The organism is Neisseria sp. HMSC070F02 (assembly GCF_001814225.1).
Lineage (GTDB): Bacteria > Pseudomonadota > Gammaproteobacteria > Burkholderiales > Neisseriaceae > Neisseria > Neisseria meningitidis.
The window spans coordinates 1-8944 of sequence record NZ_KV815357.1; the positions used below are offsets into that span (position 1 = coordinate 1).

At 46.3% G+C, this 8944-nt stretch carries 12 protein-coding genes and 4 pseudogenes; 12 read left to right on the forward strand and 4 right to left on the reverse strand.

The features are described from left to right. The 9 genes and pseudogenes from mafB to HMPREF2959_RS01415 all read left to right on the forward strand — a co-directional run. A pseudogene (mafB, locus tag HMPREF2959_RS13125) lies at positions 1-521 on the forward strand (polymorphic toxin MafB class 3); the annotation flags it as partial. Continuing rightward, a complete protein-coding gene (locus tag HMPREF2959_RS01380; protein ID WP_002243686.1) occupies positions 487-693 on the forward strand; it encodes a CPCC family cysteine-rich protein in 207 nt (68 codons plus the stop codon). The pseudogene mafB and the gene HMPREF2959_RS01380, both read left to right, overlap by 35 nt. A gap of 20 nt (positions 694-713) precedes the next feature. Then, positions 714-929 (forward strand): annotated as a pseudogene (locus tag HMPREF2959_RS01385) (hypothetical protein); the annotation flags it as partial. After that, a complete protein-coding gene (locus tag HMPREF2959_RS01390) occupies positions 929-1288 on the forward strand; it encodes an immunity 8 family protein (RefSeq protein ID WP_002218298.1) in 360 nt (119 codons plus the stop codon). The pseudogene HMPREF2959_RS01385 and the gene HMPREF2959_RS01390, both read left to right, overlap by 1 nt. 75 nt (positions 1289-1363) lie before the next feature. Beyond that, entirely contained in the window at positions 1364-1576 is a 213-nt protein-coding gene (locus tag HMPREF2959_RS01395) for a hypothetical protein (protein WP_002218300.1), read from the forward strand. Positions 1577-1668: 92 nt separating this feature from the next. After that, a pseudogene (locus tag HMPREF2959_RS12500) lies at positions 1669-1779 on the forward strand (MafB family polymorphic toxin); the annotation flags it as partial. Between the two features lie 58 nt (positions 1780-1837). Further along, the gene (locus HMPREF2959_RS01405) at positions 1838-2194 is read left to right on the forward strand and encodes a DNA mimic protein DMP12 (protein WP_002243688.1); all 357 of its coding nucleotides are present in this window, start codon (positions 1838-1840) and stop codon (positions 2192-2194) included. Between the two features lie 47 nt (positions 2195-2241). Then, positions 2242-2370: a hypothetical protein gene (locus tag HMPREF2959_RS13370; protein WP_010981028.1), complete on the forward strand. Its 129-nt coding sequence runs from the start codon at positions 2242-2244 to the stop codon at positions 2368-2370. After that, entirely contained in the window at positions 2367-2741 is a 375-nt protein-coding gene (locus HMPREF2959_RS01415; protein ID WP_002219993.1) for an SMI1/KNR4 family protein, read from the forward strand. Before HMPREF2959_RS13370 ends, HMPREF2959_RS01415 begins: the two co-directional genes overlap by 4 nt. A gap of 4 nt (positions 2742-2745) precedes the next feature. Here HMPREF2959_RS01415 and HMPREF2959_RS01420 read toward each other — a convergent pair. The 3 genes and pseudogenes from HMPREF2959_RS01420 to HMPREF2959_RS01430 all read right to left on the reverse strand — a co-directional run. Then, a pseudogene (locus HMPREF2959_RS01420) lies at positions 2746-3041 on the reverse strand (transposase); the annotation flags it as partial. 655 nt (positions 3042-3696) lie between these two features. Beyond that, entirely contained in the window at positions 3697-4683 is a 987-nt protein-coding gene (locus HMPREF2959_RS01425) for a S49 family peptidase (RefSeq protein WP_002243689.1), read from the reverse strand. A 39-nt stretch (positions 4684-4722) separates the two neighbouring features. Next, a complete protein-coding gene (locus tag HMPREF2959_RS01430) occupies positions 4723-5523 on the reverse strand; it encodes a competence/damage-inducible protein A (protein ID WP_070696275.1) in 801 nt (266 codons plus the stop codon). A gap of 124 nt (positions 5524-5647) precedes the next feature. Here HMPREF2959_RS01430 and argG point away from each other — a divergent pair, with 124 nt between their 5' ends. The 3 genes from argG (at position 5648) to HMPREF2959_RS01445 (ending at position 7489) form a co-directional block, all read left to right on the forward strand. Continuing rightward, a complete protein-coding gene (gene argG / locus HMPREF2959_RS01435) occupies positions 5648-6991 on the forward strand; it encodes an argininosuccinate synthase (protein WP_070696278.1) in 1344 nt (447 codons plus the stop codon). 74 nt (positions 6992-7065) lie between these two features. Beyond that, entirely contained in the window at positions 7066-7281 is a 216-nt protein-coding gene (locus HMPREF2959_RS01440) for a DUF4177 domain-containing protein (RefSeq protein ID WP_002242091.1), read from the forward strand. After that, positions 7274-7489, forward strand: a complete 216-nt coding sequence (locus HMPREF2959_RS01445) for a hypothetical protein (RefSeq protein ID WP_002242092.1) — start codon at positions 7274-7276, stop codon at positions 7487-7489. Before HMPREF2959_RS01440 ends, HMPREF2959_RS01445 begins: the two co-directional genes overlap by 8 nt. Positions 7490-7562: 73 nt before the next feature. Here the strand turns inward: HMPREF2959_RS01445 and HMPREF2959_RS01450 are convergent, their stop codons facing one another. Further along, positions 7563-8840 (reverse strand): transferrin-binding protein-like solute binding protein, encoded by a 1278-nt coding sequence (locus HMPREF2959_RS01450; protein WP_002242093.1) that lies wholly within the window; start codon positions 8838-8840, stop codon positions 7563-7565. Between the last annotated feature and the right edge of the window lie 104 nt (positions 8841-8944).

Here is an 8944-nt window from a genome sequence, read left to right on the forward strand (position 1 = left end):
ACCCGACCAAATGGGATTGGGTTAAAAATACCGGCTATAAAACACCTACTGCCCGCCCTATGCAGACTTTAGATGGGGAGATGGCAGGTGGGAATAAGCCACCAAAACCAAGTACGCAGCAACACCCTACACACTCTGATAACAATATCGGCTTACCTGCCTCATATGTTAAACCTGATACATCTATTTCTCCGACAGGAACAATTCAAGACCGCATCAGATGGACAAAGTCCAAGTTTCCTACTGAGAAATCTTTAAATGGACATTTCAAAGCTCATGGAAAAGAATTTGGCGATATAACCATTGAAGACTACCAAAAAATGGCGTCTGATTTGTTATCAAAACAGACATCGGACAAGATATTAGGTTATCAGACGGAACATAGACGAGTGCGCTATGATATCAATAACAATATCTATGTTTTGGCCAATCCAAAAACATTCAAAATCAAAACAATGTTTAAACCAAACTTAGGAAAGAAGTATTATGATGGAGAATTCAAAAAAGACATGGGAAATTGACGGAGAAATATGGCTACATTGTCCTGTTTGCGGAACTAAAGTTATGGACTATGATATCTGTGACGTTTGTCAGTGGCAAAATACAGGAGAAACTAATATAGATGGTGGCCCTAATGAAATGACACTTGCGGAGGCGAAAGAAGCTTACGCAAAAGGCTTACCAATCAGATAAATAAGCACCTAGAGAAATCAATGATGACGGAATCCCATGGTTACCTATCAAATAATTTACCTGTTAAAATCATAAATGATATTATTTATGCAACCCAGTTAGTCGAAGATTTGGTTTTAGGAAAAATAAAAATTGTTGATTTTTTAAAATCATATAACAATTTTTATTGTTGGCTTGGTTTTGATGAGTTGCCTCAATCTGAGAAAATAAAATTCCTAAGCTATCTCAATATATTATGAGATTAAAATTAAAAAATTATGATTGTTCTGACTTTGATTTGGAAGATTTCCCACAAGACAAGTTAGAAAATTTTTGTATACTTTTGACATTATCAATAGGTTTTGATGAAAGTAATGGTGCTGATTATTTTTATGTTTATATATATAGCACCGAATGGTTACTTTCAAATATACATAGACCGATGTCATTAAAAAACTCAATTGTTACAAACCGTTTTAATATTGAACACATATTAAAATTGATAAATGATATATTGGAAATATGTAATTCAACGTCTGAAGATAAGTCTATATCAAATTTGGCAAAATATTTTGACTGGGAATTTGACGATTATAATCTAAATATCCAAGACTAAAGATGGTGGACAGCATTTAGACCAAAAACAGGCAAACGGTATTTTGATGACGAATTAAAATAAAAGGAATTATTCATGAAATTAATTAATTTTGAAGAGAGTTCAGTTAAAATTAGTCTCGATAAAGATGAGTTGTATATTATTCAAGCAATTGTAGGAGAAATTTATTCAGGCGTATGCGTGGATTGTAGAGATTTTGAGATAATTCATGGTGTTGAAAAAATAAAGTTCTTTCTTTGGATAAAGAACTTAAAAAAATATATGATACTTGGGATAAATGTTAGCTAGGTAAGGTGGGCACTTGTTGCCCACCTTTTGCCGTATATTAAAAATCCTTTTCAGGCTGGAACTGGGTGGGCATCAATGCCAACCCTAATTGTGCTGATGAAGCAGGAAAACTGATATGGGAAAACGACCCCAATAAAAATTGGTGGGCTAACCGTATGGATGATATTCGCGGCATCATCCAAGGTGCGGTTAATCCTTTAATTTACAAGGTAAGCAAGCAAAAGATTATTTACAACAAACTCATATCAGGAACTTAGACAAATGAATGAACACAACCTGTTAATTTTCTGTTTAAAAGACAATGTTTCAATTAGTGAATATACTGAAATGATTGATTGGGCTTATAAAAACATTCAATCTGAAACAGTTGTAGAAATTACGGAAAATCAAATTATTGAATATCAAAATCGTGGATTATGGGGGCTTGTTTCTGAAATTACCGATAATTGGTTATTTGGACCAAGTGAGGGGGATTGGCTAATAGATAAGGAAAGTATTTTGGCTGTAAAAGAAAAATTACAAAATTCAGATTTTTCTACAGAGCCCTTAGTGAAAAATATTATTCATGTACTTGAATATGCTATAAAAAATGAAAAAACAGTAATTTTTCATTTTTGAGACTAATCCAATTTTTAGTAATATTGATGCAGAGCAAGCAGCATTAGATGCCGCAAACATGGGGAGAAGCTATTCAATTTAGAATTAAAAAACAAATTGAAAATGAACTAGCACCACCAAATTGGTCTACCCAGTTTCCTAATGGTAGTATTTATGATCCTAAGGTAACGAAATGATTATTCAAAATGAATTTAATTTATATCCTAGTAATATGCTTCCTGAAAGGTTTTGTTATCCTGAAAAGTATGTTCGTATCTCTAACGATACATCTTTAATACCTTATATTCAGCCACATAATTTTCACTGGTGGTTTGAGAATTATGGAACAGAAGGGGCAGAAGTAGCTTATATATTTAGAAATTCTATCCTGCCTGATTTAAATCTTATCCCATTCGCTAGTAATGGAGAATGGGAAGCTTATTTTGATGGTAATGATGTAACAGGAAATCCTAGGGTTATTGTCATTAATTTAGATAATATAGAAAACCATGAATTTTTTAATAGTTTTGAAGAGTGGCTTGAATTAGCAATTAAGGATACTTGGTAAGCAGCTATCTATAAAAGAGATGGGACCATCCTGGATAACTAGGATAAACTCGATTTACTAATTGTTTTAAAATGGAAAAAGAACTTTTATCTCACTGTTGTTAAAACGCCATTCGCACTCCTTTAAATACAGCTCAAAATGCGCTTTGGGAATGCCGTTAAACTTGCGTAAATGACGTTTTGCTTGATTCCAAAAGTTCTCAATTCCATTAATATGGTTTTGTCGTTCGGCAAAATGTGTGCTGTGATTGATACGGAAATGGCTAAATTCGCCCGCATCCAATACATCATAGCCACGATAACAAAATGAGTTTATTTTGTTTATACCGGCTTAGACGACTTTTTCTCATAGGGATAATTCTAACTTAATTTGAATTTCCCTAGTGATCTAGGGCAGCCCCTAAATTAATAAAGCAGCACAACTCCTTTTGCCGATGTTCCGGACTGTCAAACGACTGTTCCTCATGCCACATCTCCATCAAGGTACGGATAACCCGCTCCGCCTTACCGTTGGTCTGCGGACAAGCAAATCGGGCAAGCCTCCAACCAATCCCATTATCATAACAAGCTGCACCGAAAGCATGTTGGACGGCTCTTTATATTACCTATCATTGTCAGAGTAAACGTACTCAATCAGGTACAAGCAGGGGTCGGACAGATGTTCGGTCAGAAACTTGGCAGCACTGTCTGCGGTTTTGTCCGGCAAAATGGCAGAGTATAAAAATCGTCAATAGCGACAAACAGGTAATCTCGTTTATCGGCGGCCTTCTGTCCTTTGAGCAACAACAACCGATCGGTATCAGGATGAACAAAACCTCCCGGGACAACCTGCCTTTTACGGCTTTAAGTGCACGGTAAATAGTGACGCGGCTGACTTAGTGGCAGCATACTGGGGAGGTGAGTGTTTTTGTGTATATTTTTATTTTGGTATTCCCTTAGAAATACTGTAAACAACGCTACCGGACGGCCTGCAGGGCTTCGCGCACGCCGGCTTTGAGTTCTGCGCCGAAGCGTCTGCCCAAGATTCTGCCGAAATCGTCCTTCGGAGTGTAATCCACCACATCGGGGGCTTTGACCACGTCTCGCGCCACGCTGTAAATATTGCCGAGTCCGTCCACCAGCCCGACTTTCAGCGCATCCGCGCCTGTGTACACGCGACCGCTGAACACGTCGGGATATTGTCGGAATTTGAGGCGGCCGCCGCGTCCGGTTTTGACGGCTTTGATGAACTCGCCGTGTATGCCGGTCAGCATTTCTTCCCAGATTTTTGACTGTTCGGGCGTTTCGGGCGAAAACGGATCGCCCATGCCTTTGTTGCTGCCTGCAATTTTAACCCTGCGTTTCACGCCGATTTTTTCCATCAGGCCGGTCGCGTCGAAACTGCTGCCGATAACGCCGATGCTGCCGACGATGCTGGACGGGTCGGCATAGATTTTGTCCGCCGCCGCCGCGATGTAGTAGCAGCCGGACGCGCACATATCTTCCGCCACGAGATAAACGGGAATGCCGGGGTGCTGCGCCTTCAGACGGCGTATTTCTTCAAAAGCGGTGTTGGAGACGACGGGCGAACCGCCGGGGCTGTTGGCGCGGATGACGATGGCTTTTGCCTGCGGGTTTTTGTAGGCGGCCTCCATACCGTCTTTGAGTTTTTTGACCTGGTCTTCTACACCGTTGCCGATTTCGCCGTACAGGTTGACGACTGCGGTATGCGGCGTGTTGCCCGCCAACTGCAATGCGGCTTCGTCTTTTCGGAAAATACCGGCAAGCAGGGCAACCAGAATCAGGGTGCTGACGGCGCGCCAGATGTTTTTCCACATCCGCTCCCTGCGCCTGTCCCGATAGGCGGACAGCAGCACTTCGCGCATGATGTCGCGCTCCCATAAGGTTTCCCCCGCATTTTTTGCTTCGGGTGCTTCGTTTTCTCTTCTGATTCGGTATTGCATGGTTTTCCTTAAATATCGTCCGATTTGGGCAAACGGTTTTCAGTTTACCCGATTTTTCAGCTCTGCTCCCAATCCGTCCAAGCTGTGCAACACTTCCGCCCACGCCGCGTCCAAAAGGTTGACGGCTTCTCCTTCGGCTTTGATGCCGAACTCGATATGCGGCCTGACTGCCGTTCCGTCCGCATTGCTCCAGCCGACGCTGGGCAGGCTGTAAGAACGCACGCCGGGATAAGTTTGCTCGATATGCTCCATAATCGGCGTAATGCGCGATTCGGGCTGCTCGAACACATACACGCTGCGGCTGCCGCGTTCGGTTTGGTTGAAGCGGCCGGCGTAATAAGTATCCAAAACCCATTCCGCCATCGGGTGCGCCATCACGGGAAAGCCGGGGAAGAAATAATGCTCGCGGATGGAAAATCCGGCGATGTTGTTAAACGGATTGGGCACCAATTCCGCGCCTTCGGGAAAATCTGCCATTTTCAGACGTTGGGCGTGTTCCAGCGAATCAAGCGGCTCGCCGCGTTTCAGGGTTACGCCTTCGATAAACCCGGCGGCTTGCGCGTGGCGGACGACGGGCAAATCCAAAGCAACCGCTGCGGCTTGACGCGTGTGGTCGTCGGGCGTGGCGCCGATGCCGCCGGTAACAAACGTCGGTATGCCGTCTGAAAAGCTGCGGCGCAGTTGCCTGACCAGCAAATCGGGTTCGTCGGGCAGATATTGCACCTGATTGAGCTTCAGCCCTTTGGATTCGAGCAGGGATTTGAAAAAGGCGAAATGCTTGTCTTGGCGGCTGCCGTGTAAGATTTCGTCGCCGATGATGATGAGGTTGAACGCATTCATAATGTTTTCGGTTTTAAATACCGCCTGAAACGGCGGAATACCCGTTCAGACGGCATGATGGCTGACAATATTTCCTATTTATAAGATAATGGCTTTGATTTTTCAAGCTATCGAGGATTTTTTCATGAGCCAAAACCATACTATTTTACAAAATCTCCCCATCGGTCAAAAAGTCGGCATCGCCTTCTCCGGCGGACTTGATACCTCCGCCGCGCTGTTGTGGATGAAACTCAAAGGCGCGCTGCCTTATGCCTACACTGCCAACCTCGGCCAGCCCGACGAAGACGACTACAATGCCATTCCCAAAAAAGCAATGGAATACGGTGCGGAAAACGCCCGCCTGATCGACTGCCGCGCGCAGTTGGCACACGAAGGCATCGCCGCCATCCAATGCGGCGCGTTCCACGTTTCCACCGGCGGCATCGCCTATTTCAACACCACGCCTCTGGGTCGCGCCGTAACCGGCACGATGCTCGTTTCCGCCATGAAAGAAGACGTCGTCAACATTTGGGGCGACGGCAGCACCTACAAAGGCAACGACATCGAGCGTTTCTACCGCTACGGTTTGCTTACCAATCCCGCGCTGAAAATCTACAAACCCTGGCTCGACCAACAATTTATCGACGAACTCGGCGGCCGCCACGAAATGAGCGAATTTCTGATTGCCAACGGCTTCAACTACAAAATGTCGGTGGAAAAAGCCTACTCCACCGATTCCAATATGCTCGGCGCGACCCACGAAGCCAAAGACTTGGAATTTTTGAACTCGGGCATCAAAATCGTCAAACCCATTATGGGCGTTGCCTTCTGGGATGAAAACGTCGAAGTCAAACCCGAAGAAGTCAGCGTGCGCTTTGAAGAAGGCGTGCCGGTTGCATTGAACGGCAAAGAATACGCCGACCCCGTCGAACTCTTCCTCGAAGCCAACCGCATCGGCGGCCGTCACAGTCTAGGTATGAGCGACCAAATCGAAAACCGCATCATCGAAGCCAAATCGCGCGGCATCTACGAAGCCCCGGGTATGGCGTTGTTCCACATCGCCTACGAACGCTTGGTAACCGGCATCCACAACGAAGACACCATCGAACAATACCGCATCAACGGCCTGCGCCTCGGCCGCCTGCTCTACCAAGGCCGCTGGTTCGACAGTCAGGCACTGATGTTGCGCGAAACCGCCCAACGCTGGGTCGCCAAAGCCGTTACCGGCGAAGTTACCCTCGAACTGAGGCGCGGCAACGACTACTCGATTCTGAACACCGAATCGCCCAACCTGACCTACCAACCTGAACGCCTGAGTATGGAAAAAGTCGAAGATGCAGCGTTTACCCCGCTCGACCGCATCGGACAGCTCACGATGCGCAACCTCGACATCACCGACACCCGCGCCAAACTGGGTATCTACTCGCAAAGCGGTTTGTTGGCATTGGGCGAAGGCTCGGTATTGCCGCAGTTGGGCAATAAGAAATAAGGTTTGCTGTTTTGCATCATTAGCAACTTAAGGGGTCGTCTGAAAAGATGATCCCTTATGTTAAAAGGAATCCTATGAAAGAATACAAAGTCATCATTTATCAGGAAAGCCTGTTGTCCAGCCTGTTTTTCGGCGCGGCAAAGGTCAACCCCGTCAATTTCAGCGCGTTCCTCAACAAACAAACCCCCGAAGGCTGGCGGGTCGTAACGATGGAAAAAGATTTGCGCCGTATGCTGTTGTTTTTCAAACGCGAAGCCTACGTCGTCATTTTGGAGCGGGACCGTGTTTAAGCTCGGCGTTTATGCCTGTCTCGGACTATTTGCCGGCTGGGTGCTGCTGCTGATTGTGCAACTTTGGTTTTCTTTTCTCGAAGCCGAATTGTTCTTCAAAATCACACTGACTATGGCAGGGCTGTTTGTCATCATCCTCGCCGCCTTGCTGGTATGCGGCCAGTATTTTTCCGAAAAGAAAATGAAAGACAACGGGTTTATCAACTGATGAGGACTTGAACCGGATCGCGACCCAACATCACAATGCCGTCTGAACGCCCCCGCTTCAGACGGCATCAGCATCAATCCTGCTCTTTTTTGCCGGCAAACACGCCGAATCCGCCCTTTTCCGCATCTGTCGGGCGATAGCTGTATTTCCCCGCCACTTCCTCGCCGGCCGGGCCGTAAAACCTTCCGGAAACATCCCCGCCGCCATTTTCCGTCCAAGTCCCCTTAAAGCCGTTTCCATCGATGGCGGCTTTGAATTTTTGCGTACCCATATGCAAATCATCGCCGCTGTCGATAATGCCGTCCACAGATTTGCTGCCGAAATCGACTTTTGCGGCAAACCTGCCTCTAGACGGGTACGGACGGCCGTTTTCCGTATGAAAATGCAGCACTTCGCCGTTGTACACGGCCGTGCCAGCAAGCATTTCGCCTTTTGCCGGTTCGCCTTGCACACGGAGGGCATACGATCCGCCGGACAATTTTTCCGCCCCGTAAGTCAGATACCGGTAATTCCCTTCAGGCGCGAAGATATTGCCGGAATGCCCCGTCAGGCTGACCGCTTCCCCATCGACAATCAGCGTATCCGCCTGATTGACGGGAATCAGCGGCATCTCGGCCGGAAGCGACCTCCTCGACCGTGCAGAACGCCTAAATCGCGCAGATGAAGTGGTTTTAGGTTTGTAAAAAATAATATATTGATTGGTCCCTTTCATCTGTAACTTATCAGCGACAAAGCCAGTAAATTTATCGCTTTTCCCATCTTTCTTGTATTTCTCCATTCGTTCAGATTCACTTAAATTGTCAAATTCTGACTTTGACGGTGCTTCTTCATCCAATAAATTATCGCCATCACAAGAATCGCCTTTACAGTGGGTCAACGTTATATTTTGCGACGGCCCGTCAATCACAACAGAATTGCCCACGTTCGTCCTTCCAAAATCGCCACCGCCATTCGCAGGTGCAGGGTTTGACGCGGGGGCGGAATCTGAAGAACCGGCGGATTGGTTGTTCCCTGTTTGATTTGCGGATTCGGCGGCATTTTGCGGCATATCATTTTGCGTCCCCTCGTCTTTATTTTCGGGATTATCCGCTGTTTCCGCACCGCCATTGCCTGTATTTTCCGCCGAAACTGCCGCCATATCTTGGCCGCCTTGTGCGGATGGCGCGCCCTGTCCTTGAGAACCTGCCTGTGGCGCATCTTCCTTTGCATCTGTCTCTTTTTCAGCAACAACAGGAGCGGCCGGTTTTGACGGCGTGTCCGCCGACTTAACATCGGGCGATCCGCCACCTCCGCCCCCACAGGCTGAAAGGGCAAAAATACAAGCCATTGCAATCACACTGCGTTTAAACATCATCATCTCCTTCATATTCAAGGCAGCCGGTATTGTTTCCGCCATATGCCCATAAAATTGTAAAAATATGCCGGCGGATTCGCATTTGAAGTGCAACTTTCCCT

Coding starts and splice junctions, on each gene's coding strand:
- HMPREF2959_RS01380 (WP_002243686.1), top strand. CDS start 487: ATGATGGAGAATTCAAAAAAGACATGGGAAATTGACGGAGAAATATGG.
- HMPREF2959_RS01390 (WP_002218298.1), top strand. CDS start 929: ATGAGATTAAAATTAAAAAATTATGATTGTTCTGACTTTGATTTGGAA.
- HMPREF2959_RS01395 (WP_002218300.1), top strand. CDS start 1,364: ATGAAATTAATTAATTTTGAAGAGAGTTCAGTTAAAATTAGTCTCGAT.
- HMPREF2959_RS01405 (WP_002243688.1), top strand. CDS start 1,838: ATGAATGAACACAACCTGTTAATTTTCTGTTTAAAAGACAATGTTTCA.
- HMPREF2959_RS13370 (WP_010981028.1), top strand. CDS start 2,242: ATGCCGCAAACATGGGGAGAAGCTATTCAATTTAGAATTAAAAAACAA.
- HMPREF2959_RS01415 (WP_002219993.1), top strand. CDS start 2,367: ATGATTATTCAAAATGAATTTAATTTATATCCTAGTAATATGCTTCCT.
- HMPREF2959_RS01425 (WP_002243689.1), bottom strand. CDS start 4,683: ATGCAATACCGAATCAGAAGAGAAAACGAAGCACCCGAAGCAAAAAAT.
- HMPREF2959_RS01430 (WP_070696275.1), bottom strand. CDS start 5,523: ATGAATGCGTTCAACCTCATCATCATCGGCGACGAAATCTTACACGGC.
- argG (WP_070696278.1), top strand. CDS start 5,648: ATGAGCCAAAACCATACTATTTTACAAAATCTCCCCATCGGTCAAAAA.
- HMPREF2959_RS01440 (WP_002242091.1), top strand. CDS start 7,066: ATGAAAGAATACAAAGTCATCATTTATCAGGAAAGCCTGTTGTCCAGC.
- HMPREF2959_RS01450 (WP_002242093.1), bottom strand. CDS start 8,840: ATGTTTAAACGCAGTGTGATTGCAATGGCTTGTATTTTTGCCCTTTCA.